The organism is Acinetobacter sp. ESBL14, assembly GCF_036668815.1.
Classification (GTDB): domain Bacteria; phylum Pseudomonadota; class Gammaproteobacteria; order Pseudomonadales; family Moraxellaceae; genus Acinetobacter; species Acinetobacter gyllenbergii.
This window is the reverse complement of sequence record NZ_JAZEVS010000002.1, coordinates 478,164-502,505: the sequence shown is the minus strand read 5'-3', so window position 1 is coordinate 502,505 and position 24,342 is coordinate 478,164. Positions and strand designations below refer to the sequence as shown.

34 protein-coding genes and 1 pseudogene are annotated in these 24,342 nt (G+C 42.1%); 2 read left to right on the top strand and 33 right to left on the bottom strand.

Annotated elements, in window-relative coordinates; genetic code table 11:
* Positions 1 to 38: 38 nt before the first annotated feature.
* A complete protein-coding gene (locus V6E90_RS10585; protein WP_016660142.1) occupies positions 39 to 794 on the top strand; it encodes a YegJ family protein in 756 nt (251 codons plus the stop codon).
* Between the two features lie 80 nt (positions 795 to 874).
* Here the strand turns inward: V6E90_RS10585 and V6E90_RS10580 are convergent, their stop codons facing one another.
* The 7 genes from V6E90_RS10580 to V6E90_RS10550 form a co-directional block, all read right to left on the bottom strand.
* Positions 875 to 3,079: a TRAP transporter large permease subunit gene (locus tag V6E90_RS10580; protein WP_016542848.1), complete on the bottom strand. Its 2,205-nt coding sequence runs from the start codon at positions 3,077 to 3,079 to the stop codon at positions 875 to 877.
* 490 nt (positions 3,080 to 3,569) lie between these two features.
* Positions 3,570 to 5,780, bottom strand: coding sequence for a TRAP transporter large permease subunit (locus V6E90_RS10575; protein WP_332605284.1), 2,211 nt, complete (start codon positions 5,778 to 5,780; stop codon positions 3,570 to 3,572).
* A 148-nt stretch (positions 5,781 to 5,928) separates the two neighbouring features.
* Positions 5,929 to 6,507: a rhombosortase gene (gene rrtA, locus V6E90_RS10570; RefSeq protein ID WP_016542846.1), complete on the bottom strand. Its 579-nt coding sequence runs from the start codon at positions 6,505 to 6,507 to the stop codon at positions 5,929 to 5,931.
* A gap of 76 nt (positions 6,508 to 6,583) precedes the next feature.
* The gene (locus V6E90_RS10565) at positions 6,584 to 7,699 is read right to left on the bottom strand and encodes a hypothetical protein (RefSeq protein ID WP_332605283.1); all 1,116 of its coding nucleotides are present in this window, start codon (positions 7,697 to 7,699) and stop codon (positions 6,584 to 6,586) included.
* Positions 7,700 to 8,058: 359 nt separating this feature from the next.
* Entirely contained in the window at positions 8,059 to 8,265 is a 207-nt protein-coding gene (locus V6E90_RS10560) for a hypothetical protein (RefSeq protein WP_016660141.1), read from the bottom strand.
* Positions 8,266 to 8,472: 207 nt separating this feature from the next.
* Positions 8,473 to 8,862, bottom strand: a complete 390-nt coding sequence (locus tag V6E90_RS10555; protein ID WP_332605282.1) for a hypothetical protein — start codon at positions 8,860 to 8,862, stop codon at positions 8,473 to 8,475.
* Positions 8,855 to 9,112: an FAD assembly factor SdhE gene (locus tag V6E90_RS10550; protein WP_278494143.1), complete on the bottom strand. Its 258-nt coding sequence runs from the start codon at positions 9,110 to 9,112 to the stop codon at positions 8,855 to 8,857. The genes V6E90_RS10555 and V6E90_RS10550 overlap by 8 nt, the downstream gene beginning before the upstream one ends.
* 187 nt (positions 9,113 to 9,299) lie before the next feature.
* Between V6E90_RS10550 and V6E90_RS10545 the strand changes: the two genes are divergently transcribed.
* Positions 9,300 to 10,472: an acyl-CoA dehydrogenase family protein gene (locus tag V6E90_RS10545; protein WP_332605281.1), complete on the top strand. Its 1,173-nt coding sequence runs from the start codon at positions 9,300 to 9,302 to the stop codon at positions 10,470 to 10,472.
* A gap of 52 nt (positions 10,473 to 10,524) precedes the next feature.
* Here the strand turns inward: V6E90_RS10545 and V6E90_RS10540 are convergent, their stop codons facing one another.
* The 26 genes and pseudogenes from V6E90_RS10540 to rpsS all read right to left on the bottom strand — a co-directional run bounded on the left by V6E90_RS10540 (position 10,525) and on the right by rpsS (position 24,341).
* Positions 10,525 to 11,019 carry a DUF2059 domain-containing protein gene (locus V6E90_RS10540; protein ID WP_332605280.1) on the bottom strand — a complete coding sequence of 165 codons (495 nt, stop codon included), beginning with the start codon at positions 11,017 to 11,019 and terminating at the stop codon, positions 10,525 to 10,527.
* Between the two features lie 124 nt (positions 11,020 to 11,143).
* Complete coding sequence (locus V6E90_RS10535) at positions 11,144 to 12,634, bottom strand: flavin-containing monooxygenase (RefSeq protein WP_016542841.1); 1,491 nt, start codon at positions 12,632 to 12,634, stop codon at positions 11,144 to 11,146.
* Positions 12,635 to 12,888: 254 nt separating this feature from the next.
* Complete coding sequence (locus V6E90_RS10530; protein ID WP_016542840.1) at positions 12,889 to 13,386, bottom strand: GNAT family N-acetyltransferase; 498 nt, start codon at positions 13,384 to 13,386, stop codon at positions 12,889 to 12,891.
* 193 nt (positions 13,387 to 13,579) lie between these two features.
* Positions 13,580 to 13,945, bottom strand: coding sequence for a 50S ribosomal protein L17 (gene rplQ / locus V6E90_RS10525; RefSeq protein WP_004641032.1), 366 nt, complete (start codon positions 13,943 to 13,945; stop codon positions 13,580 to 13,582).
* Between the two features lie 18 nt (positions 13,946 to 13,963).
* Positions 13,964 to 14,971 (bottom strand): DNA-directed RNA polymerase subunit alpha, encoded by a 1,008-nt coding sequence (locus V6E90_RS10520; RefSeq protein WP_004657700.1) that lies wholly within the window; start codon positions 14,969 to 14,971, stop codon positions 13,964 to 13,966.
* 18 nt (positions 14,972 to 14,989) lie between these two features.
* Positions 14,990 to 15,616, bottom strand: a complete 627-nt coding sequence (rpsD, locus tag V6E90_RS10515) for a 30S ribosomal protein S4 (protein ID WP_004657698.1) — start codon at positions 15,614 to 15,616, stop codon at positions 14,990 to 14,992.
* 12 nt (positions 15,617 to 15,628) lie between these two features.
* Positions 15,629 to 16,015: a 30S ribosomal protein S11 gene (gene rpsK, locus V6E90_RS10510; RefSeq protein WP_004281491.1), complete on the bottom strand. Its 387-nt coding sequence runs from the start codon at positions 16,013 to 16,015 to the stop codon at positions 15,629 to 15,631.
* 19 nt (positions 16,016 to 16,034) lie between these two features.
* On the bottom strand, positions 16,035 to 16,391 hold the full coding sequence (gene rpsM / locus V6E90_RS10505) for a 30S ribosomal protein S13 (RefSeq protein ID WP_004657696.1): 357 nt from the start codon (positions 16,389 to 16,391) through the stop codon (positions 16,035 to 16,037).
* A gap of 107 nt (positions 16,392 to 16,498) precedes the next feature.
* Entirely contained in the window at positions 16,499 to 16,615 is a 117-nt protein-coding gene (rpmJ, locus tag V6E90_RS10500; RefSeq protein WP_000867907.1) for a 50S ribosomal protein L36, read from the bottom strand.
* 21 nt (positions 16,616 to 16,636) lie between these two features.
* On the bottom strand, positions 16,637 to 17,956 hold the full coding sequence (gene secY / locus V6E90_RS10495; RefSeq protein WP_171061115.1) for a preprotein translocase subunit SecY: 1,320 nt from the start codon (positions 17,954 to 17,956) through the stop codon (positions 16,637 to 16,639).
* 45 nt (positions 17,957 to 18,001) lie between these two features.
* Complete coding sequence (gene rplO, locus V6E90_RS10490) at positions 18,002 to 18,442, bottom strand: 50S ribosomal protein L15 (protein WP_016542839.1); 441 nt, start codon at positions 18,440 to 18,442, stop codon at positions 18,002 to 18,004.
* Positions 18,443 to 18,445: 3 nt separating this feature from the next.
* Entirely contained in the window at positions 18,446 to 18,622 is a 177-nt protein-coding gene (gene rpmD / locus V6E90_RS10485; RefSeq protein ID WP_003653652.1) for a 50S ribosomal protein L30, read from the bottom strand.
* Between the two features lie 6 nt (positions 18,623 to 18,628).
* Positions 18,629 to 19,126 (bottom strand): 30S ribosomal protein S5, encoded by a 498-nt coding sequence (gene rpsE, locus V6E90_RS10480; protein ID WP_004657688.1) that lies wholly within the window; start codon positions 19,124 to 19,126, stop codon positions 18,629 to 18,631.
* Between the two features lie 2 nt (positions 19,127 to 19,128).
* Positions 19,129 to 19,479 carry a 50S ribosomal protein L18 gene (rplR, locus tag V6E90_RS10475; RefSeq protein ID WP_004641044.1) on the bottom strand — a complete coding sequence of 117 codons (351 nt, stop codon included), beginning with the start codon at positions 19,477 to 19,479 and terminating at the stop codon, positions 19,129 to 19,131.
* A gap of 14 nt (positions 19,480 to 19,493) precedes the next feature.
* On the bottom strand, positions 19,494 to 20,027 hold the full coding sequence (gene rplF, locus V6E90_RS10470; RefSeq protein ID WP_016542838.1) for a 50S ribosomal protein L6: 534 nt from the start codon (positions 20,025 to 20,027) through the stop codon (positions 19,494 to 19,496).
* Between the two features lie 13 nt (positions 20,028 to 20,040).
* Positions 20,041 to 20,436, bottom strand: coding sequence for a 30S ribosomal protein S8 (rpsH, locus tag V6E90_RS10465; protein WP_004775883.1), 396 nt, complete (start codon positions 20,434 to 20,436; stop codon positions 20,041 to 20,043).
* Positions 20,437 to 20,447: 11 nt separating this feature from the next.
* Positions 20,448 to 20,753: a 30S ribosomal protein S14 gene (gene rpsN / locus V6E90_RS10460; RefSeq protein ID WP_004641050.1), complete on the bottom strand. Its 306-nt coding sequence runs from the start codon at positions 20,751 to 20,753 to the stop codon at positions 20,448 to 20,450.
* 9 nt (positions 20,754 to 20,762) lie between these two features.
* On the bottom strand, positions 20,763 to 21,299 hold the full coding sequence (gene rplE / locus V6E90_RS10455; protein WP_004641052.1) for a 50S ribosomal protein L5: 537 nt from the start codon (positions 21,297 to 21,299) through the stop codon (positions 20,763 to 20,765).
* A gap of 15 nt (positions 21,300 to 21,314) precedes the next feature.
* Positions 21,315 to 21,632 (bottom strand): 50S ribosomal protein L24, encoded by a 318-nt coding sequence (rplX, locus tag V6E90_RS10450; RefSeq protein ID WP_004804115.1) that lies wholly within the window; start codon positions 21,630 to 21,632, stop codon positions 21,315 to 21,317.
* A 9-nt stretch (positions 21,633 to 21,641) separates the two neighbouring features.
* Positions 21,642 to 22,010, bottom strand: coding sequence for a 50S ribosomal protein L14 (gene rplN / locus V6E90_RS10445; protein ID WP_004657680.1), 369 nt, complete (start codon positions 22,008 to 22,010; stop codon positions 21,642 to 21,644).
* A 92-nt stretch (positions 22,011 to 22,102) separates the two neighbouring features.
* On the bottom strand, positions 22,103 to 22,360 hold the full coding sequence (gene rpsQ, locus V6E90_RS10440) for a 30S ribosomal protein S17 (protein WP_004657679.1): 258 nt from the start codon (positions 22,358 to 22,360) through the stop codon (positions 22,103 to 22,105).
* The gene (gene rpmC / locus V6E90_RS10435; protein ID WP_000849927.1) at positions 22,357 to 22,554 is read right to left on the bottom strand and encodes a 50S ribosomal protein L29; all 198 of its coding nucleotides are present in this window, start codon (positions 22,552 to 22,554) and stop codon (positions 22,357 to 22,359) included. The genes rpsQ and rpmC overlap by 4 nt, the downstream gene beginning before the upstream one ends.
* Positions 22,554 to 22,967 carry a 50S ribosomal protein L16 gene (rplP, locus tag V6E90_RS10430; RefSeq protein WP_004657678.1) on the bottom strand — a complete coding sequence of 138 codons (414 nt, stop codon included), beginning with the start codon at positions 22,965 to 22,967 and terminating at the stop codon, positions 22,554 to 22,556. The genes rpmC and rplP overlap by 1 nt, the downstream gene beginning before the upstream one ends.
* Positions 22,907 to 23,723 (bottom strand): annotated as a pseudogene (rpsC, locus tag V6E90_RS10425) (30S ribosomal protein S3). The gene rplP and the pseudogene rpsC overlap by 61 nt, the downstream one beginning before the upstream one ends.
* A 1-nt stretch (position 23,724) precedes the next feature.
* Positions 23,725 to 24,054, bottom strand: a complete 330-nt coding sequence (rplV, locus tag V6E90_RS10420; RefSeq protein ID WP_004657676.1) for a 50S ribosomal protein L22 — start codon at positions 24,052 to 24,054, stop codon at positions 23,725 to 23,727.
* Positions 24,055 to 24,065: 11 nt separating this feature from the next.
* Positions 24,066 to 24,341, bottom strand: coding sequence for a 30S ribosomal protein S19 (rpsS, locus tag V6E90_RS10415; RefSeq protein WP_004641066.1), 276 nt, complete (start codon positions 24,339 to 24,341; stop codon positions 24,066 to 24,068).
* Position 24,342 lies beyond the last annotated feature (1 nt).

Sequence of the window (24,342 nt, the reverse complement as noted above, 5' to 3'; positions counted from 1 at the left end):
TAAACTCACAACAATCACAATGCAGAAAATTCAAATTGATGAAGATAACAAATACTATTTTTGCAAATGAATCCCCTGAAATGATCTTAGCCTTCGAAAAAGCCCAAGAGACCTTTAAATACTTTTGGCGGGAGTTATATTGGGAATATCGCAGAATCGTCCCTGCTTTTGATCTTGCTTATGTTAAATGTGCCTTTACACAAGAACAGATTGATGCGCCCGACTCAGCTCTAGTTGAGTATATGTGGATCGACCAAATTGATTTTGATGGAACGACTATTTCGGGTCAGTTGATGAATCAACCAAACCATATCAACAATGTGCAGGCAGGTGAAAATGTAGAATGCCCCTTTGAAGCTATCGTGGATTGGATGTTTCTAACTCAAGATCAAGTCTATGGCGGCTTTACGATTCAAGAATATCGTAAGCAATTAAATGACGCTGAGCGAAAAGAATATGATGATGCTTGGGGAATAAATTTTGGTGATCCCAATAAAATCTTATATGTCTATGATCAAGAGGCTCACCCAGAGAACTTAATTGAGCATCCCATGTGCGGAAAAATGTTGGAGAGTTTTTTAAACTTTATTCAAAGCAACCCAACCATGCTTCATGAAAAAGATGAAAGTGGTAATCAGCTATTCCACCGTGAAGCGATTGCAGGTAATTGCTTATTCATTCAAGCATTACTCGAACTCAAGCTAGATCAATCCACCCAAAATAATCAATCTATGACTGCCTTAGACCTAGCGCATAAAATGGGGTGGGAAAATATTGCACATGTATTAAAGTAGTTTTCATCTCCTTATAACAGTTCCTGTTCTATATACAGAAACTAAAAAAGCACCCGAAGGTGCTTTTTTAGTTTCAACTATTAGTGCTTATACCAACCAAACATCTGGAAGATATATGGTGCATACGTCACCAACACCAACGATGAGAACAATACAATAATCGGTAAAATCCAACGTTCATAACGGAAGTAGAAACTGGTGTATTTCTCTTTCGCCTCCTTATCGGCGGCCGAAACCTCCTCATCCCCGACGGAGAGTCGCGTCAGCAAGTGGTTCAAGGCAACCGGCGGTGTGACATAACCGAACTCGAATGCCACCAATACGATCATCCAGAAGTGGATCGGATGGATACCATTCTCGTAGGCGACAGGCGCAACCGTTGCAGCAACCAGAATCACCGCTCCAAATGGATCGGTTGTCATCCCAATAATCGCAAGTAACAACGCAATGAAGGCAAGTGAAATATAGATATTGCCCAAGTGTGTCGGTAATAACTCAACCACTTCAGCACGTTCGATTAAACCACCCACGCTTGCAGACAAGGCCATCAACAGGATTAATGCACCGATGTGCCCCACTGTTTCTGAGGTTGCAAAACGAAGTGCTCCACCAAATCCAAAACTCTTGCTACCATGAGGATCATGGCTCTTCAAGAACTCAGATTTTTTCTCATGTTCACGAACCAAAGCTTCATGCTTCGCATCCACTACTGGCGCAGGTGCAAGTTTTGATGCAAATAACTTGTCGAACAAGATCATTGCAATCAACACCAACGGTAAAATCATTGGCGCCGTAAATTCGTTGATTGACGTATCTAAAGCAAGCTTATAGAACATCACCACAGCAAAACCAATGATCACATAAGGAATCACAGGTACGCAGGCACGTAACATACCCGGTACAGCGATTTTAGGTGAGTTCACACGGAATTTTTCTTCAGCAAGAATCAGAGAAACACCCAAGAAGATGAACGCTGTTAACCAGAAGACATAGATACCGTGATCAAATAATTCTGTCGATGTCACATGACGGCTGTCCAGCATCGAGATCAGGATGACGAGTAAACATGGACGAATCACCACACCTAAAGAACCTGACATTGCCGATACAGCTAAGGCGTATTGACGACGTGCACCCGAGTTCCAGACTTCTTTATAGATGATCGCACCCGCTGCAATAACGAAAATCCCCGAAGCACCGGTATATGCTGTTGGAATCGCCGCCGCAATCAAGATTAACCAAGTTAAAGTTTCTGGCGCTAAGTTCCACGGACGTAAGATATTTAAGAATAAATCCATCACACGTGTTTGGGTCAGCAACATACCCGCCCAAATGAACAATGCCAGATTTAAGAAAATACCTGAGAACTCAACCAAGATTCCTAAATAGATCCCTTGCCCCATTGGATAATCCATGAAGAAGGTAAATACAATCCCTGTCACCAAAGACATGAAGGCATACAACGGCACACTGAGCAAGGCTAAACCAAAGTTACCTTTCGGCTGTGCTGTTTTTGGAATAAAGATGAACTGGAAAATACTGATAATGGTCAGAGACACAAACAGTGTAATCCACAGCCAATATAAGACTGCTGTTTTACCTGCAACCTCAACCCCAGAATTCAAGACTGAATGATACTGACTGATGACGGAGTAGCTGAGTAAAGCATTACCCGCAACCATTAACGCCGAATAAACACGGAAGTCGATTTTGGTTTTTGGTGCACGCAAACCAATGTGGTGGTAACGTAAAGACGCTGTAATTGAAGCGAACAGTACCATCACCAACAAAATAACAGTTTGGTTTTCAGAACCGAGTTTAAAGATACCAAAGAAGGTGGTTTCAACTTTACGATAGGTACGAATACTTGGATGCGCTTCCAAATGCTTCATTGCTTTATCGTAGAATTGGTATTTTTCTTCACACTGTTGTTGTGCTGCCAATAAAGACGCACGTACATCAGCTTCAGAAGCTGCACCAAACATGCTTGCAAATTCATCGGCAGCATTGGCTTTCATCTGCTCTTGAACTTGTGCATCAATGTTTGGATGTCGATCACAAGATGGTTTTTCAGGTTCAGCACGTAAAAACGAGTATTGCATCCCTGTTGTTTGATCACCGTATAAACGCTCCCCCATACGAAGCATCTGACCGTGAATCATTTCGCCTGTACCAATAAGCAAAGTCATTAGCAACAAAGCAAGAATAATGAAGGTTGATATCCAGTCATTCCAGATATAGCCTAACCGGGCTAATCCAGTCTTATTCTCTTGATCATTTTGCATGTCTATTCCAATTTATTGTTATCAACATCCATCCAAAGATGTTGAATCATGCGATGTCCATGGTTGATAGATAAATGAATTTACCCTTTGAATCACCAATCCCTTTTTAAACCGCTTAAATTTGCAGCAAACTTTTAGAAAAAAGAATGACTGCAATCACTTTTTTGTTGGTTGTTTTTATCAATTTGTATGTACTCTCGACTGCCCTCTATTTTCATCCTTATTTTAATGAACAATTTAGCGCACTAAATTGTCTTTTTTACCGCTCCTTCGATCATAAGATAAATTAGCGCTAAAGCAGGCTACTCCATCTTTTCCGTCTATTTATAGCATAACTATTTCGATCTCAAAATGTTATTTTAATCACATAATAGCCTTATCTGGCCTAAATTCATCTCTCGTTGTTCTTTCACCCTAAATTTATCTGCATAACTCCAACTACAAAAAATAAGCACCCAAAGGTGCTTATCTTGATCTTTAAAGTGCGTGGCTAGCTATACCAGCCAAACAATTTAAAGGTATAAGGAACATAGGCAATGATCAAAATTGCAGGCACCATCACCAGTAATGGTAAAATCCAGCGCTCATAGCGATAGAAGAAAGACAGATGACGCACTTCGGCATCCGCTTCAGCCACTTCAGCATCACCAATCGACTGTCGAGCCAATAAATGGTTCAGTGCAACTGGTGGTGTGACATAACCCAGCTCAAAGCCAATTAATGCAATCATCCAGAAATGTACTGGATCAATGCCATATTGATACGCTACAGGTGCAACGGTTGCAGTAATGAGAATCACCGCCCCAAATGGGTCCATAATCATCCCCACAAAAATCATCAACAGCACGATCAGCGTAATCACCATATAGGTGCTGTTAATATCTTGCGGGAACGTTTCCATGATATGGATCTGTTCAAGGAAACCACCGACACTCACTGAAAGTGCCATGAGGATCACCAAAGCCCCAATATGCCCCACCGTTTCACTGGTCGATGCATGTAATGCTTTACCAAAAGAAACACGGCGCACAGGATTACGTGGATCATCTGCGGGGTTGATTGGCGCAGCGGATTGGGAACCATCTGCCGGAATAGTGTAATTATTCAAGGTACTATCCCAATGTCCAACAGGTGCTAAAGGTGCAGGTTCTTTACGTAATTTATCAAACAACACCATCAGTAATAAAATCACTGGCATCATTACAGGTGCGGTAAATTCATTGAGATCTGTGGCCAAAGCATGCTTATAGAACAACCAGATCAGAATAAAGATCACGATATAAGGCGATACAGGTACAAATGCACGTAACGACTTTGGCAACGCAATTTTGAACGGTGCAATTCTAAATTTCTGTTCAGCAAAAAACAGCGCAATCACCAAGAATAAAGTTGAAGTTAACAAGAAGGTGTACATGCCATATTTATACAGCAGGTCAGTGGTCACTTCTTTATTTAAGGATGCCACAACCACAATCAATAGACATGGACGCAGTACCACCCCAAGCGAACCCGAAAGCGCCGTTGCAGCCAAAGCAAATTGACGGCGCCCCCCTGCATTCCAAACCTCTTTATAAATAATTGCACCCGCTGCAATAACGAAAATACCTGAAGCGCCAGTGTAGGCTGTCGGTAAAGCGGCAGCAATTAAGATCAACCAAGTTAATGTTTCAGGCGCTAAATTCCACGGACGTAAGATATTCAGGAATAAATCGACAATACGCGTCTGTTTTAATAGCATCCCCGCCCAAATAAACAGGGCCAGATTTAAGAAAATACTCGAAAACTCGACCAACTGACCTAAATAAATCCCTTGTCCCATTGGATAGGCCATAAAGAAGGTAAAGGCAACTCCAGTAATAATCGCCATATAGGCATAGAGTGGCACACTGAGGAAGGCTAAACCGACGCTACCGCCCTCTCGTGTCGGTGTTGGAGACTTGATCAACTGATACAGACTGATCAAGGTCAGTACCGCAAATAAAATCATCCACAACCAATAAATAATTGTCATTTCTGGATTAATCGGGACGCCAGAATTCATGACAGATCGATATTGACTCATTACCGATGAGGTCAATAAACCATTCCCGATCAACATCGCAATACTATAGATACGGAAATCAATTTTTGTTGCTGGACTGCGTAAACCAATATGATGGGTCTTTAAGGTGGCACTGATTGCCGCAAACACCACCATAATCACCAAGAATAAAGCACGGTTCTCTGTACCAAATTTAAAGATACCAAAGAAACTGGTTTCTATCTGACGATAGGTCCGCACACTCGGATGAGCCTCGATATGCGTCATGGCCTTATCATAAAATTGGTATTTTTCTTCACATTGTTGCTGTGCTGCCATCAAGGAAGCGCGTACATCCGATTCTGAAGCTACGCCAAACATACTGGCAAATTCATCAGCAGCATTAATCCGCATCTGTTCCTGAACTTGCGCATCAATATTTGGGTTCCGGTCACAGGTGGGTTTTTCTGGTTCAGCACGCAGGAAAGAGTACTGCATTCCAATTGCAGGATCACCGTATAGGCGCTCCCCCATACGTAATAATTGACCATGGATCATTTCTCCAGTGCCAATAATCAATGTCATGAGTAATAAGAAAAGGATAACAAAGGTTGATATCCACTCGGTCCAAATATAACTCAGTAGACCTAATCCAGATTTTTTCTGTTGATCATGTTGCATATCTATTCCAGTTTATTGTGATCAACATCCCTCCGAAGATGCTGAATTTTCAATGTACATGGTTGATAGAGAATACATTTATTCTCACTATAACCAATCCCTCGTTGTACCCACTGAAATATTATTATTAAGCTGGTTTATCCAATGATCATGACGTTCTAATTTTTATGTTTTTTATCAATAAATAACTCAAACCACAGAGTAGACCACCAATAGCGCCAATCAAATGCGCCTCGGTCAATACTGGACTTCCAATTAACTGGGCTGTTCCCGTTTGCCCAAAGGTATTTTCCCAAATCAATTTTCCAGCAATTAATGCCAACACCAAGATTGCAAATTTTCGCTCGTTTTTATATTGCAAATACACCACACCAACCGCAGTATAAAGGCCGTGCAAAACGCCAGACAGACCTGCATAGGCATCAATATAAGGTAAATAAAAATAAAAAGTTAAACTAATGAATGGTGGCAGAATTAATAGTAATGCACCTAAATGCCAGTTACGTACATGCGGAAAAATAAAAGGTAAACAGGCAAAGGCCATCATATTCAGTAAAAAATGAATCCATCCCACATGCACCCAATGTGCAGTCCAGATACGCCAAAACTCTGTGAATAACGTTGGTCGCCAATAAATAAAATGATCCGCAAATACCTGTAGACAAGCCGATATGGAAATACATATCGCGATCAAAATGATTTTCCTTATCCATATTTGATCTTTCATCTAGCGCTTACCTCTTTAAAAAACGAACCTTTTACAAGTTTAGTTGTTTCACAGGTAAAAGGTCGTTTAATTCAGGTTACTCAGCAGGTGTTTCTTGTGCTGGCGTAGCTTGGTCTTGTGCTGGGGCAGCTTGATCCTGCGCTGGAGCGTCACCACCACCATCAAACAATGAGTCTAACTCTGCCGAGCTTTCTTGTTTGTCATCCCAGAATGTGGTTAAGCCTTCATCGCTAGCTCTGACACCCGTGTTCTCAGTCCAATAACGGTCTGCGATACCACGAACCATTAAGCCGGCCATTTTATCAATCAATCTGAACTGTGGATTTGCAGGTTTATCTTCACCTGTTGCTGCAGCATATGAACGGAACGCGTCACGTAGTTTGGCATCATCACCACTGGCTTGCGCAGCAACCGCATAGAGTGCATGTGCTAAACGAACACCTTTCTTCTCACCAATGGCCATAGACTGCTTCATGGTGGCATAGGGTTCAGGTTTACCGTCACCTGCGCCTGGTAATAAGGTCCAGATCACAGCGCGGGTCGCCATTGGCGCACCCCAGAATTTTTCATTATCCAAACACGCCATACCACGCTCAACGATACCTGCGATATCCTTCGGCACATTGATCGCACCACCTGAATTAATATCGTTGGTCATGGCTTGCAAACCACTGACCATGCCGAGTAGATAAACAGTTTGGTCTAGATCATTCCGCATGGTTGGGCATGAGTCGCCTAACTTATATTTGTATTTAGTTTCCCAACGATTGGCAAAAAGTTGATAGCCTGCATATTGACGCTCAGCCGCAATCCCCGCCCAACGCTTTTGTTCAATACGCGCATCTTGTGCTTCTGAAACTTGACCGGCTTTAGAGGCACGTAAATAACGTAATTCAGCTTCCAAGGCTTGGTTCTCGGCACATACACCTGCTGCGGTATAAAGTAAGACCGCCATACGAGTCGGATCAGCACCCATATCTTTGGTGGACATCACTGCAGGGGTTAAGGCATTTCCTGAGTTACACACCATTTCAGCATCATCCATCGACAAAATCGGTGGAACAATATGCTTTTCACCAAAACCAAGTGCCACATTGGCACCTGTTTTAATCACATATGAACATCCTGATAGCATTGATGTCGTCAATACGGCAACCGCCACACCTTGTCCAATTTTCTGGAGTTTAGACATACTTCCTGTCCCTCTAATAATTTGTTTTTTCCTTTTAGCTGTACATTATCAGATGCAAAACCTGAATTAAAGAGTAATTGCTCTAATTTTAACCTGGACATTTTGACACAAATCACACAGGAATGAATTGACACTTGGGCGGGGTAACAGAAATTTCAGGCAAAAAAAAGTAGCATTGCGACGGTTCAGCACATGCTACTTATTAACTGGTAAAATCGTGAAACTCTTTATATTTTAGTTTTGTTGAAAATAATCCTTGAGTAATGTTCCAGCTCTTCCTACTACGATCGCCATAACGATTGCAATTACTAGAAACATCCACATTGAAATCTCCATAGAGACCTCCTACACTTGTGTATCTACTTTTGATAGATACTAGATTGGCGTTCATCATCGATATTCACGGGAGAGTGATATATTGATGACACTTTCAATCTCTTTCTCTTGATCACTGCAACTTGTGATTGACGTGATTCAAGAAATTCCCTGAGTAAAGTTCCTGCTCTTCCTACTACAATCGCAAAAATGATTGCGATCACCAGAAACGACCATGTTGGAATTTCCATTTAGGACCTCCACCACCCTTTACGTTGGTGTTTGTACTTTAACGAAAATAAATCTGACTTGATCGCCAGATTGTCTGACAATCATAATTTTCACGATTTTTTAGAGTATTTAATCTAACAATTTAAAAAAAATGACAACAAAAAAACAACAAGCTATTGAAATTTATATTTTTATTAATTTTATACAGTTGTAGAATTGTCAAACAATCAGCCTAGTTTTGCCTGAACTTTTAGCTTTTTCCATTGTGAATGTGACAATTGATCCCACCAGATAATACAGGGTTTATGCTTTTTATGAGAAAAATACAGCGCGATATAAAGCTGGTGATCCAATATTTTGACAATCTGCCTACGCTGAATTTTCAATGTCGGATCTGAAAATTCGAATGAACAGTCTTGATGATCTAAGTATTGAAAACGTCTAATTTGGGGTTGCTGCAAAAATAATAACCACGCGATGCTCATCATCACGACACTCAGTAACCACCACCAAAATGTGAGTAAAGGATAAACTAAGCCAACAATAAAGAGAAATAACAAGAGTTGCAGTACAAACGCAAAACGACTGTATTGCAACTCAAAAACAAGATTAGCCATGGACATAATGTTTGAGTTTGAGAATAAAGTCTTTTAACTCAATACGCGGTGGTTCACCTACTTCCATAAACCAATCCAATAAATCTGGGTCTTCTTGATCAACGAGCTCAGCAAATAAAGCTTTTTCCGCAGCATCGGCAGTCAAATAGTAGTTTTTAACGTACGGGTCAAAATACACATCAATTTCTTTTAAACCACGGCGTGCACGATACACGACCTTACGCTCTTCCAGTGTCATTTCATCAGACATTATGGGCTCCGCAATGCAACAATTTTTCCATAGTGTACCTGATCTCCCCAATGAAGTTCTTAGAGATTTTTCTCAAGTGACCAAATACATCAATCAAATTGAGCATTGATCACATTGTTCACTATTTTCGATTTCTTGTATGGTGATCAAGATGATTTAAATCCAACACACTAGGGAAAAATAACAAATGCAATCAGGTGCTATTCGTCCAGTTCCAAACATGCTCCCACGCAAGCTATTTACTTCAGATCATGAAGCCTTCCGCGAAACTGTGCGCAAATTCTATGAAAAGGAAGTGGTTCCCAATATTGAAAAATATGAGAAACAACAGCATGTTGATCGTGATTTATGGAATAAAGCAGGTGCACTTGGCTTGCTTTGTACCACCATGCCAGAGCAATATGGAGGATCAGGGGTGGATCGTCTTTATAGTATGATCCTGATTGAAGAACAAGCTTATGCCATGGACTCCAGTACGGGTTTCTCACTGCATTCAGACATCGTTGCCAATTACATCAATAACTTTGGTAATGAAGTACAGAAACAACATTGGCTACCAAAAATGGCCACAGGCGAAGCGGTTACGGCCATTGCCATGACTGAACCTGGCACAGGCTCAGACTTACAAGCTGTTCGGACGACTGCGGTACTAGATGGCGATGAATATGTCATCAATGGTTCAAAAATCTTTATTACCAATGGTTATCTCTGCGATATGGCGATTGTGGTCTGCAAGACAGGCAACAATGAAAAAGGTTCAGCCAATTTATCCTTATTGATTGTTGAAGCGGATCGTGCTGGTTTTAGCAAAGGTAAACCTTTGAATAAAATCGGGATGAAAGGCCAAGATACCTGCGAATTGTTCTTTGACAATGTGCGTGTACCCAAAGAAAACCTATTAGGTATGGAAGGCATGGGCTTTATCATGTTGATGAAAGAGCTCGCTTGGGAACGTATGCTGGTCGCGATTATCTGTCAAGCAGGTGCTGAAGCAGCCTTTGCCCATACCGTGCAATACACCAAAGACCGTAAAGCATTCGGCAAAGCCATTAGTACTTTCCAAAATACTCGCTTTAAACTGGCGGAATTGCGTACTGAAATTGATTTTTGTCGCACCTATCTGGATCGTTGTATGGAACTCCAACTCGATGAAAGCTTAGGCGTGGATGCCGCAGCTGCTGCGAAATACAAGATCTCAGATATGTTCTCAAAAGTGGTTGATGATTGCCTACAATTGCATGGTGGCTATGGTTATATGCTGGAATATCCAATTGCCCGTGCCTATATCGACAACCGTGCCAATCGTATCTATGCGGGTACCAATGAAATCATGAAAGAACTGATTTCACGTACGCTCTAATCTCTCCAACCATAAAAAAAAAGATCGTGCTAAATGCACGATTTTTTTATTTCTACTCTTTTTTTTCAACCGCAGGAACAGGCTGTGGATTCATTCTTGCCATCAGTTGTTTCACCGTTGGATGATCAAGATGTTGCTGCATGGTGGTATTCAACGCTGTACGGGCATTTTGGGTGGTGAAATGTGCGACTTCGCTGCCGACATCACTGGCTTTCTTTGCCCACGCCTGACCTTCAGCAGATTGATAGAAATTCAATGCCGCTTGTAATTCTTTTTCACTAAAGCTCTCAGCATAACGTTGCACAATAAATTGCTTACGCTGTTCACTATTCAAATTCTTGCTTAAATCGGTATAAAAGCTTTCAGGCAGATCTTTGGGCAAACGCATACGCATTTGTTCTAAAATCATCTTATCTGTGTTTTGCAAACCTTGTTCAGTACCATCAACTGACACCAGCTTTTGTGCAATGATTTGTTTTTGTTTTAGCTCATCGGCACATGCTAATGTACTGAGCAACAAGGTTCCTAAGATGAATATTTGTTTCACCGGATCATCCTTAATCTACGTTTTATAATCTGCCCAATATACGCGATATTGATCAGATTAAAACCCAGCACCAATAAAAAAACCCTATGTATCAACATAGGGTTTTCATCATTTTAGTAGATCATTACGATACTAATTTTGGCTTACGATCTGCTTGTTCACCACGTTTATGGAATTGTAAAACCTCATCACTGAATGATGCATCTTTCAATTCCTTACGGTCAGCAAGATAGTTATTGGTAATTTTCCACGGTGCTTTTTTACCTTGCTTCGGCATCACATTCGCTGCACGTGCGATATAACCTGAAGACATTTTACCCATAATGGTATCGTGTTCACGCAATGCTGGATCGGCATGTGCAATCACTTCATCATAGCCATTTTTGTCCATGTGATTGAGTAAACGACAGATATAATCCGCTGCAATATCAACCTTTAAGGTCCAAGACGCGTTGATATAGCCAATGATCATCGCCATATTCGGTACATCACTGACCATCACCCCTTGATAGAGCATATGCTGAGAAGTATCCATTGGCTTACCATCGATCGTGCCTTTCACCCCACCCAAGATTTGAATTTCCAAGCCTGTCGCTGAAATCACGATATCTGCTTCAAGGTGTTTTCCTGATTTCAGCTGAATACCATTGGCAGTGAACTTTTCAATTTGATCTGTTTCTACATTGGCATGGCCTTCACGTAATGCCTTGAATAAATCACCATCTGGCACCACACATAAACGTTGATCCCAAGGATTATAGCTTGGCGTAAAGTGTTTCATATCCACTTTACCTTTCAACTGCAACTCAATACCTTTCAACAATAAGCGACGCACTGTTTTCGGATATTTCTGTGCCAATGCATAGATACCACGTTGCATACCAATATTACGTGCGCGGGTAAATTTATAGGCCGTTTCTTCAGACATAAATTTACGGGTTTTTTCATAAATAAAGTCAATTGAAGGAATTGTCGCAATATACGAAGGTGAACGCTGTAACATGGTGACATGTCCTGCTCCACCTTTCACCATAGAAGGTACGAGGGTAATTGCAGTTGCACCACTACCAATAATCACCACTTTCTTGCCTGTGTAATCTAAATTCTCAGGCCAATGTTGTGGATGGATCAATTGACCTTTAAAGTCTTCTTGCTTTGGAAATTTCGGTGCATAACCTTGGTCATAGTTATAGTAACCCGTACAACCCATCACAAAGTTTGCTGACCAAGTTTGCTTCTTCTTGTTACTGTCTTCAATTTCAACAGCCCATTTTTTCTTTGCAGAATCGTAGTTTGCAGAAAGGACACGATGACCAAAATGAATTTTATCTTTTAACTGATTTTCGCTGATCACATCACTTAAATAGCCCTTGATCTCAGCACCACTCGCCAATACTTTGTCTTTTGCCCATGGTTTAAAATTAAAACCAAAAGTTGACATATCTGAATCAGAACGAATACCAGGGTAACGGAATAAATCCCAAGTCCCACCAAAGCTATCACGACGTTCTAAGATTTCGAATTTACGTTGCGGACAGTTCTTAGAGAGATGCACAGCTAACCCAATCCCAGAGATACCTGCACCAATAATTAATACATCAACTTGCTTTTCCATTTTTTTTATACCCTGTATAAACCATGACTTTATTAAAGCACAAATTTGACAATACGCAATGTCAAGTTTGGTCATTCATCGGTTTTTTCATATCACTTCGGGACATTTTAAAGAAATTGATGGGTAAAAAATCCTGAGTTTTTTGATCAGATCTCTTTAAACAAAGAGATGAATGAAAGGGCGAAATTTGTCGCGATGGACAAGTTAGCAATTTGAAAGAATAGATCCAACAACTGGTCAGCTGCAAATAAATGCTAGGGCAAGAAAAGCTTCATTAACAGCTCATCCGTATATTCTGTGTTATTTTTTAATGCTTTTGACTCTACCCCATAAGTTTGAAAACCTCGTTTTTGGTAGAAATCAATAGCTGGCTGATTATCATCAGCAACAACGAGTAAAATTTGTTCGACATAGTCTTTGCTATATTCAATGACCGCATCCAGCAATTTACTTGCTATCCCTTGCCTTTGAAATTCAGGTTCAATAAATACACTGGATAAATGAGCTTTATGACAAAGCTTTACTCCAATCTCTCGTGTCAAAGTCGCTAAACCGATAATGCTATTGTTGTGATAAACACCAAAGATGGTTGAATTTGATAGGCAGCTTTCAAAAAACGTCAGTGGTTTTAGCACTTCTACAGCATAAGAAGAACCAAACATTGCTGGGGCTTTTGCTAATGCTGAAAGTCTGATTACTCTAAAATCATTCAGCTCATTGACACTTAGAATTTTAATCTCAACATCAAACATATTGGTCTATTTTAATTTTTTATAGTAACACGGCTTAATTTAGCACATTAGCCTGATCCACAAACGACAATTGATCAGCGAATCATGCTTTAAAAGTCTTCTATTTCAAATGCTGATTAAACCAGACAATAAAAAAGACCGGTTATTACACCGGTCTTTTTTGGAACAACTGACTGTTCTACACGTAGAAGTATTATTTTACTTCACGGTCAACGAGTTCAACGTAAGCCATCGGTGCAGCATCACCTGCACGGAAGCCCGCTTTAAGAACACGAAGATAACCGCCGTTACGTTCTTTGTAACGAGGGCCAAGAACGGTAAATAATTTACCAACAGTTGCTGCAGAACGAGTACGAGCAAACGCTAAACGACGGTTTGCTACTGTATCGTTTTTAGCTAAAGTGATTAAAGGCTCAGCAACGCGGCGAAGTTCTTTCGCTTTAGGTAAAGTTGTTTTAATTAACTCGTGCTCTACTAAAGCATTTGTTAAATTTTGGAACAACGCCTTACGATGGCTGCTTGTACGGCCTAATTTCACACCACTATTACGATGACGCATGGTGATAGTCCTACTTAATTAACGGCTACGATAGGCAAAACGGTCATCCATACGGAGACTAGCTGGTGGCCAGTTCTCTAAACGCATGCCGAGTTGTAAACCTTTCGATGCCAAAACATCTTTGATCTCTGTTAACGATTTTTTACCTAAGTTAGGAGTTTTTAACAACTCAACTTCAGTACGTTGAACAAGATCACCAATGTAGTAAATATTTTCTGCCTTCAAACAGTTAGCAGAACGAACAGTAAGCTCGAGATCATCTACTGGACGAAGCAAGATCGGGTCAACTTCTTCGCGAGGTTCTTGAGCAACTGGAGTTTGATCTTTCTGAAGATCAACAAAAATTGCAATTTGTTGTTGCAAGATTGTTGCCGCTTTGCGGATTGCTTCTTCTGGATCAACAGTTCCGTTAGTCTCAAGATCGATCACTAACTTATCAAGATCGGTACGTTGTTCAACACGAGCATTTTCTACTGTGTATGAAACACGCTTGATTGGGCTATAAGAAGCATCTAACTGTAAACGACCTACTGGACGTGTTTCACCTTCAGGGAAACGTGAGTCAGATGTTTCATAACCACGACCTTGAGCAACTTTCAGGCGCATTTTCAATGAACCTGTAGAACTCAAAGTACCGATTAAATGATCAGGGTTAACCACTTCAACATTATGAGGTAAACGAAGGTCAGCTGCAGTTACGTCACCCGCCCCTTGTTTCTCTAATGTCAAATATGCTTCATTTTGATCGAACAGCTTAATAGACAATCCTTTTAGGTTCAGCAAGAGCTCGACGATGTCCTGCTGCAAGCCTTCTAAAGTACTGTACTCGTGCTCGACACCTTCTATTTCTACTTCAACCACAGCAGCGCCAGGTAAAGAAGACAATAGAATGCGACGTAAAGCATTACCTAGAGTATGACCAAAGCCACGCTCTAAAGGTTCCAGAATCACTTTTGCCGAGGTCCCGCTCACCGCTTCGACCTTGATCGCTTGCGGAGTTAGAAACTCGTTTGCAGTACGCGTCATTTATTGCTACCTCAAGGATTATTTAGAATACAATTCTACAATCAAGCTTTCGTTGATTTCAGCAGGTAAATCAGAACGATCTGGCGCAGCTTTAAACGTACCTTCTAACTTAGAATGGTCAATTTCCATCCAAGCAGGGATACCACGTTGAGCAGCTAATTCAATTGCGTTTTTAATACGTAATTGTTGTTTAGCGCCTTCGTGTACTGCAATTACATCACCAGCTTTAACTTGGATAGATGCAATGTTAACACGACGACCGTTCAAAGTGATGCTACGGTGAGATACTAACTGACGAGCTTCTGCACGTGTAGAACCAAAACCCATGCGATAAACAACGTTATCAAGACGGCTTTCAAGCAATTTCAACAAGTTTTCACCTGTTGCGCCTTTCACACGAGCAGCTTCTTTGTAGTAGTTACTAAATTGACGCTCTAACACACCGTACATACGACGTACTTTTTGTTTTTCACGTAATTGTAGTGAGTACTCTGATTGTTTGCTACCACGAGCTCCGCCATGTTGGCCAGGAGCTTTAGCATGTTTTTTAGTCTTAACGTCAAACGGTTTAACGCCAGATTTTAATTGCAGGTCTGTCCCTTCGCGGCGAGAGAGTTTGCATTTTGGACCAATATAACGAGCCATGAATGTTTCTCCTTACACGCGACGTTTTTTAGGTGGACGGCAACCGTTGTGCGGAATTGGAGTCACATCGGTAATGCTGTTAATTTTATAACCCACTGCACCTAATGCACGAACCGCAGATTCACGACCAGGACCAGGACCTTTTACAAGGACGTCCAAGTTTTTCAAACCGTAATCTAAAGCAGCTTTACCAGCAACTTCAGCAGCTACCTGAGCAGCAAACGGTGTTGATTTACGTGATCCACGGAAGCCTTGTCCACCTGAGGTAGCCCAAGCCAATGCATTACCTTGACGATCGGTAATCGTAACAATGGTGTTATTAAAAGAAGCGTGAATGTGTGCGACACCTTCAGAGACGGTACGAGTGACCTTCTTGCGTGCGCGAGTATCTTTAGCCATCTTTTAGCTTCCAGAAATCTTATTTCTTAATCGGTTTGCGCGGACCTTTACGGGTACGTGCGTTAGTTTTGGTGCGTTGTCCGCGAACAGGCAAGCTGCGACGATGACGAAGACCGCGGTAGCAGCCTAAATCCATTAAACGTTTAATGTTCATGGAAATTTCGCGACGTAAATCACCTTCGGTCGGAACCTTAGCAACTTCTGCACGAATCGCATCAAGCTGAGCATCATCTAATTCACGGATTTTAGTAGTTTCAGTGATACCTACAGCAGCCAAGATGTTCTTAGCAGTGTGGCGACCTACACCAAAAATATACGTGAGAGAGATAACAGCATGCTTGTTATCCGGAATGTTTACACCGGCAATACGAGCCATTCAATTTTCTCCAAAAAGGCAGTCAAGATAATCAACCGCCCCACAAAAATCTTGAGGGGCGGATAATAACCTAATTAGCCTACTGAAATCAACAGGTCTTAATTAAATTAACCTTGACGCTGCTTATGACGAGGTTCTGCGCTACAAATTACGCGAATAACCCCATTACGACGGATAACTTTACAGCTACCACAAATTTTCTTTACAGAAGCTTGTACTTTCATGATGAAACCTTCTAAGTGCGCTTATCCCTTAGGATGAGCAGTCGTTTTTCTCATTAACGTTTGATTATCATATTGATGCGAAGTAAGGTGCGCTTGGAGTTGCGCCATAAAGTCCATTACTACTACCACTACAATCAGTAAAGATGTTCCACCCAAATGGAATGGAATACCAAACGAACTTTGTAGCACCATAGGCATTAAACATACCACGGTAATGTAGATTGCACCGATGAAGGTCAAACGGTTAAGGATGTGATCTAAATAACGAGCCGTTTGCTCACCTGGACGGATACCAGGTACATATGCCCCGCTACGTTTTAAATTCTCTGAGACTTCTTTCGGGCTAAATACAAGCGCCGTATAGAAATAACAGAAGAAGATAATTAACGCGCCAAAGAGCATTAGATACAACGGCTGTCCAGGCGATAACACCAATGCCAGATCTTGTAGGCTGCGCTTCACAATCCCTGCATTTGGATCAGCACTTCCTAACCATTGTCCCAAGCTCGCTGGAAATAATAACAATGAGCTTGCAAAAATCGCTGGAATAACACCTGCCATGTTAATTTTTAACGGCAAATGTGTTTGCTGTGCAGTAAATACACGACGACCTTGCTGTTTTTGTGCGTAGTTCACTGGAATACGACGTTGTGCTTTTTCAATAAACACGATCGCAGCTAAAACGGCTAATGAGAGTAAACCGAATACAGCTAAACCAATTAAACTACCCTGACCATTCTGTACAGACGTAAACGACTGAATCACAAGATTTGGCAAACCTGCCACGATCCCTGCGAAAATGATCATCGAGATACCATTACCAACACCACGTTCGGTAATTTGCTCGCCCAACCACATCAAGAACATTGTTCCTGCAACTAACGAAGTTACTGCTGGAACGTAGAATGCCAAGCCTGAAGTTAAGGTAATACCTTGACTGATCAAGCCAGCACACATCCCTACGCCTTGCACGAGTGCAAGAAATAAGGTGCCGTAACGCGTATATTGATTGATCTTACGTTTGCCTTGCTCGCCTTCTTTTTTCAAAGCTTCTAGCGAAGGAACGACGGTCGACATTAACTGCACGATAATCGATGCAGAAATGTACGGCATAATCCCTAACGCTAGAATCGACATGCGTTCTAACGCACCACCAGAGAACATGTTAAATAAACCTAAGAAGGTACCTTCATTAGCTTTAAAAAACTGTGCTAGCGCTACGTTATCAATCCCCGGCAACGGAATATGCGCTCCTAGTCGAAAGACCAATAACGCGCCAATCAAGAACATTAATCGACGAATAATTTCACGGTATTTCACATGAAACGGTTGGCCTTTCATCATGTTGACATGACCTGAAGAACTAGGAGTCATAGACACTCGAGATTACTCCTCGACTTTACCGCCAGCAGCTTCAACAGCAGCTTTAGCGCCTTTAGTCAACACAACACCTTTAACAGTGAATGCGCGAGTGATTTCACCAGAAAGAACGATGCGAGCACGAATTTGGTCACGACGAACAACATTCGCAGCTTTTAAAGTTTCAAGGCTAACAACATCACCTTCAACTTTATTGAGCTCAGACAAACGTACTTCAGCAGTTTTCAAAGCGATTTGGCTAGTGAAACCGAATTTAGGCAAACGACGATATAACGCAGTTTGACCGCCTTCAAAGCCTGGACGAGTACCACCACTTTTACGTGAGTTTTGACCTTTGACACCACGGCCACCAGTCTTACCAACGCCAGAACCGATACCACGGCCTAAACGACGGTGTTCACGCTTAGCACCTTCTGCAGGTGCAAGTTCATTTAAACGCAGAGTCATGGCTTATTCCTCTACACTAACCATATAGTAAACTTTGTTGACCATACCACGGTTAGAAGGCGTATCTTGCACTTCTACAGTATGACCAATACGACGCAGACCTAAACCTTGAAGGCAAAGTTTATGATTTTTTAAACGATGCGATGAAGATTTAGTCTGGGTAACTTTAATCGTTTTCATGATTGATTACCCTTGAATTTGTTCTACTGAAAGACCACGTTTCGCAGCGACTTTCTCAGGAGAAGTCATATCACGCAAACCTTTGAAAGTTGCGTTTACTACGTTAGCAGCATTTGTAGAACCATAACATTTAGCAAGTACGTTATGTACACCTGCAGCTTCAAGAACAGCACGCATAGCGCCACCAGCAATTACGCCAGTACCTTCTGAAGCAGGTTGCATGTATACACGGCTTGCGCCATGACGAGCATTCACAGGGTGTTGTAAAGTAGTACCAGCAAGGTCTACAGTGATCATGTTACGACGAGCAGCTTCAAGTGCTTTAGAAATAGCAGCTGGAACTTCACGTGCTTTACCACGACCAAAACCTACACGACCATTACCATCGCCCACAACAGTTAATGCTGTGAAAGAGAAGATACGACCACCTTTAACAACCTTGGCTACACGATCAACGGCAACCAGCTTTTCAACGAGACCTTCGTTTTGTTCAACTTTCGCCATGATTAGAACTCCAAGCCGCCTTCACGAGCAGCATCAGCCAAGGCTTTGATACGACCATGATATTTAAAACCAGAACGGTCAAATGCAACTTTGGTAACACCAGCTGCTTTAGCACGTTCTGCGATCAAAGCACCAACTTTCGTAGCCGCTTCCACGTTACCAGTAGTACCACTACGCAAAGATGCATCTAAAGTTGAAGCTTGCGCTAAAACTTTGCCACCATCTGCTGAAATAACTTGCGCATAGATGTGACGCGGCGTGCGGTTTACACACAAACGAGTCGCACCCAATGCACGAATGTGCAAGCGTGTGCTTTTCGCACGACGCAAACGGGTTTGTTTCTTTTCGTTCATAAGAACCTCGCGCCTTATTTCTTCTTAGCTTCTTTACGAAGAATAACTTCATCCGAATAACGAACACCTTTACCTTTATATGGTTCAGGAGCACGGTATGCACGGATTTCCGCTGCCACTTGACCTAACAACTGCTTGTTTGCTGATTTCAAAATGATTTCAGTAGCAGTTGGAGTTTCCGCTGTTACACCTTCAGGTAAAGCGTAGTCAATCGGGTGTGAGTAACCAAGGTTAAGGTTTACAGAAGTACCCTTAACCGCAGCTTTATAACCAACACCAACAAGCTGTAACTTACGTTCGAAGCCTTCGCTAACACCTTTTACAAGGTTGTTCAATACAGCGCGAGCAGTACCAGCCTGCATCCAAGCGTCTTTCGACTCTTTAGCTGGAGCAAGTTGAAGTTTACCTTCTTCCTGTTTTAGCTCGACCAGCGCATGCAGGTTGAAAGACAATGTACCTTTGCTGCCTTTCACTTCGACCTGCCGGCCGTTCTGAGTAACTGTTACACCGTTAGGTACAGCTACTGGGGCTTTAGCCACACGAGACATGAGGAATCACCTATTAAGAAACAAAAGCAATAACTTCACCACCGATGCCCGCAGCACGTGCAGCGCGATCAGTCATGATGCCTTTGCTTGTAGAAACAATTGCAATACCTAAACCTTGCTTAACGCTAGGAATTTTATCTTTACCGCGATATTGACGTAGACCTGGACGGCTTACGCGCTTAACGGTTTCGATAACAGGCTTGCCTTCGAAATATTTTAAAGTAATTGTCAGAGTAGCTTTTGTCTCTTCTTGAGCAACTGCTACATCTGAAATATAACCTTCTTGTTGAAGTACGTTTGCAATTGCAACTTTCAACTTAGAAGAAGGCATAGAAACAGTTTGTTTCTTCGCCATTTGTGCGTTACGAACACGTGTTAACATGTCGGCAACGGTATCTTGCATACTCATTTAGTCGCTCCTTACCAGCTTGCCTTAACAACGCCTGGTACATCACCCTGCATTACTGTGTCACGTAATTTGTTACGGCTTAAACCGAACTTACGGAAGTAACCATGAGGACGACCAGTTAAACCACAACGGTTACGAAGACGTACTGGAGATGCGTTACGTGGCAATGCCTGTAACTTTAATGTCGCTTCGAAACGTTCTTCGTCACTTGCGTTTACATTTGCAATCGTTGCTTTTAATTCAGCACGTTTTGCAGCGTATTTAGCAACTGTCTTTTCGCGTTTCAATTCGCGATTAATCATACCTTTCTTAGCCATATCGACCTCTTATTTGAACGGGAAGCCGAATGCACGCATAAGCGCACGGCCTTCGTCATCGCTACGAGCAGTTGTCGTAATCGTGATGTCTAAACCACGGATACGATCAATCTTGTCAAAATCGATTTCAGGGAAAACGATTTGCTCTTTTAAACCCATAGAGTAGTTACCACGACCATCAAATGATTTCGCAGAGAAACCACGGAAGTCACGGATACGAGGGATTGCGATCGAGATCAAACGATCCAAGAATTCGTACATTTGGTCGCCGCGTAAAGTAACTTTACAACCAATCGGCCAACCATCACGGATTTTGAAACCAGCGATTGATTTACGAGCAAGTGTCACAACTGGTTTTTGACCAGCAATGAGTTGCATATCAGCAACAGCGCCATCTAATAATTTCTTATCAGTTGCAGCTGCGCCTACACCCATGTTAAGAGTGATTTTTGTGATGCGAGGAATATCCATCACATTCTTAACGCCAAGTTCTTCTTGTAACTTTGCTTTAAGTTCGTCGTTGTAACGTGCTTTAAGTCTGGCCATTGCCTATTCAACCTATTACTTCGCTACCGCCACTGATTCACCATTTGATTTATAAACACGAGTTTTCGCGCCATCAATCACTTGGTAACCAATACGGTCAGCCTTTTGGGTTGTAGCATTAAAAATTGCCACGTTTGAAATATGAAGCGTAGCCTCTTGAGTAACGATACCGCCTTCAGCGCCAGTTACACGGTTTGGCTTTTGATGCTTCTTCACTAAGTTAAGGCCTTCGACCTTAACTCGATCTTCAGAAACAGACAAAACGATACCTTGTTTGCCTTTTTCTTTACCTGCGATCACAATTACTTGATCGCCTTTTTTAATCTTAGCCATGATTGCCTCTTATAGAACTTCAGGAGCCAATGAAATGATTTTCATGAACTGTTCAGTACGAAGTTCACGAGTCACTGGTCCGAAGATACGAGTCGCAATCGGAGCTTTGTTGTTGTTCAAAATAACAGCTGCGTTATCGTCGAAACGAATAACTGAACCGTCTGGACGACGGATGCCGAATTTTGTACGAACAACTACAGCATTCATCACGTCACCTTTTTTAACACGTGCGCGTGGAATTGCTTCTTTTACAGTAACTTTAATAATATCGCCAACTGAAGCATAACGACGGTGTGAACCACCAAGTACTTTAATACATTGTACGCGGCGTGCACCACTGTTGTCTGCTACGTCGAGCATACTTTCGGTTTGAATCATTGCCCTACTCCAAAACCGAGCATCACCGGTCACAATTTCGAAAGGCTCAAAGAGTACTCGAAATTGTCCGATGATGCAACAAGAACGTCTAATTACTCAGCAGCAGCTTCAACTACTTCCACTAAAGTCCAAGCTTTAGTTTTAGAAATTGGGCGGCTTTCTTTGATGGTTACCAAGTCGCCTAATTTAGCAACATTGTTCTCATCATGAGCGTGTAATTTAGTTGAACGGCGGATTGATTTGCCATACAACGGGTGTTGAACGCGGCGTTCAATAAGCACAACAATAGACTTGTCCATTTTGTCGCTTACGACTTTGCCGGTTAACGTGCGGACTGTTTTTTCACTCATTGTCCGTTCCCCTGTTTTTCGGTAAGGAGTGTCTTAATACGAGCAATTGTCTTACGAGCAATTTGCACTTCATGCGATTTGCCTAATTGACCAGTTGCTTTCGCCATACGAAGACGGAATTGGTTAAGCTGTTGCTCATCAAGCAAAGCTTTCAACTCTTCTACCGACTTTTCACGTAGATCTTTAGTTTTCATTACATCACCGTCCGAGTCACGATAGTGGTTTTAAACGGGAGTTTAGCAGCAGCTAAAGCAAAAGCTTCACGCGCTAACTCATCGCTAACACCTTCAATTTCGTACAGGATCTTACCTGGCTGGATCTGACAAACCCAGTATTCCACGCTACCCTTACCTTTACCCATACGAACTTCTAATGGTTTTTCGGTAATTGGTTTGTCTGGGAATACGCGGATGAAGATTTTACCACCACGTTTGATACGACGGCTAATGGTACGACGTGCAGCTTCAATCTGACGCGCAGTCATACGACCACGTTCAGTTGCTTTAATTGCAATCGAACCAAATGATACTGTACTACCACGATGCGCTAGACCAGTGTTACGGCCTTTGTGCACTTTACGGAATTTGGTACGTTTAGGTTGCAACATGGATTATTCTCCCTTGTCAGCAGCACGGTCACCGCGACGACCACGACGCTCTTGACCTTCACCACGACCACGACCGCGTTTAGCTGGACGCTCTTCAGCAGGAGCAGGGTTCATGACTTGTTTCATGCCACCTAAGATCTCGCCACGGAAAATCCAAACTTTAACACCGATCGTACCGTATGTTGTTTCTGCACGCATAGTAGCATAGTCGATGTCAGCACGAAGTGTATGCAAAGGTACACGACCTTCACGATACCACTCAGTACGAGCGATCTCTGCACCACCTAAACGGCCAGAAACTTCAACTTTGATACCTTTAGCGCCAGCACGCATTGTGTTTTGAACCGCACGCTTCATAGCACGACGGAACATAACACGCTTTTCTAATTGAGAAGCAATTGCTTCAGCAACTAAACGTGCGTCCAAGTCAGGGCGATCAATTTCATTGATGCTAACTTGAGCTGGAACACCCATAATGTTGGTGAGTTCGCGCTGTAATTTCTCAATATCTTCGCCTTTTTTACCGATAACGATACCAGGACGAGCAGTGCTAATAGTTACTTTAGCAGCGCCTGTAGGACGTTCGATAAGAATATTGCTGATCATCGCGTTTTTAAGTTTTTTGATTAAAAACTCACGAACTTGAAGATCTTTAAGCAAGTATTCAGCGTATTGTTTCGGACTCGCATACCAGTTAGCGTTATGGCGTTTCACAACACCTAGGCGGATACCGATTGGATGAACCTTCTGACCCATATCAAACCCCTACCTTAACGGTGATGTGACAAGTACGCTTAGTAATACGATCTGCACGGCCTTTAGCACGTGGCATGATACGTTTAAGGCTCATGCCTTCATCAACGTAAATCGTAGTTACTTTAAGGTCATCAACATCTAAGCTGTTGTTGTGTTCAGCATTCGCGATTGCAGATTCAAGTGCTTTTTTAACAAGCACAGCTGCTTTCTTGTTGCTGAAGTTTAAAATGTCTATCGCACGTGCAACCGACTTACCACGGATCAAATCAGCAACTAAACGTGCTTTTTGTGCCGAGATAGCGGCACCGCGTAATTTAGCAGTTACTTCCATCATAGCACCTATTAACGTTTAGACTTCTTATCAACACCGTGACCACGATAGGTACGAGTTGGCGCGAATTCACCCAATTTATGACCAACCATGTGTTCAGTAACAATTACTGGAACGTGGTTACGGCCATTGTGAACAGAAATTGTTAAACCAACAAAGTCTGGAAGGATCATTGAACGACGTGACCATGTTTTGATCGGCTTACGGTTGTTAGCAGCAATCGCAGCTTCAACCTTAGCGAACAAATGCGCGTCGACGAATGGACCTTTTTTTAATGAACGAGGCATT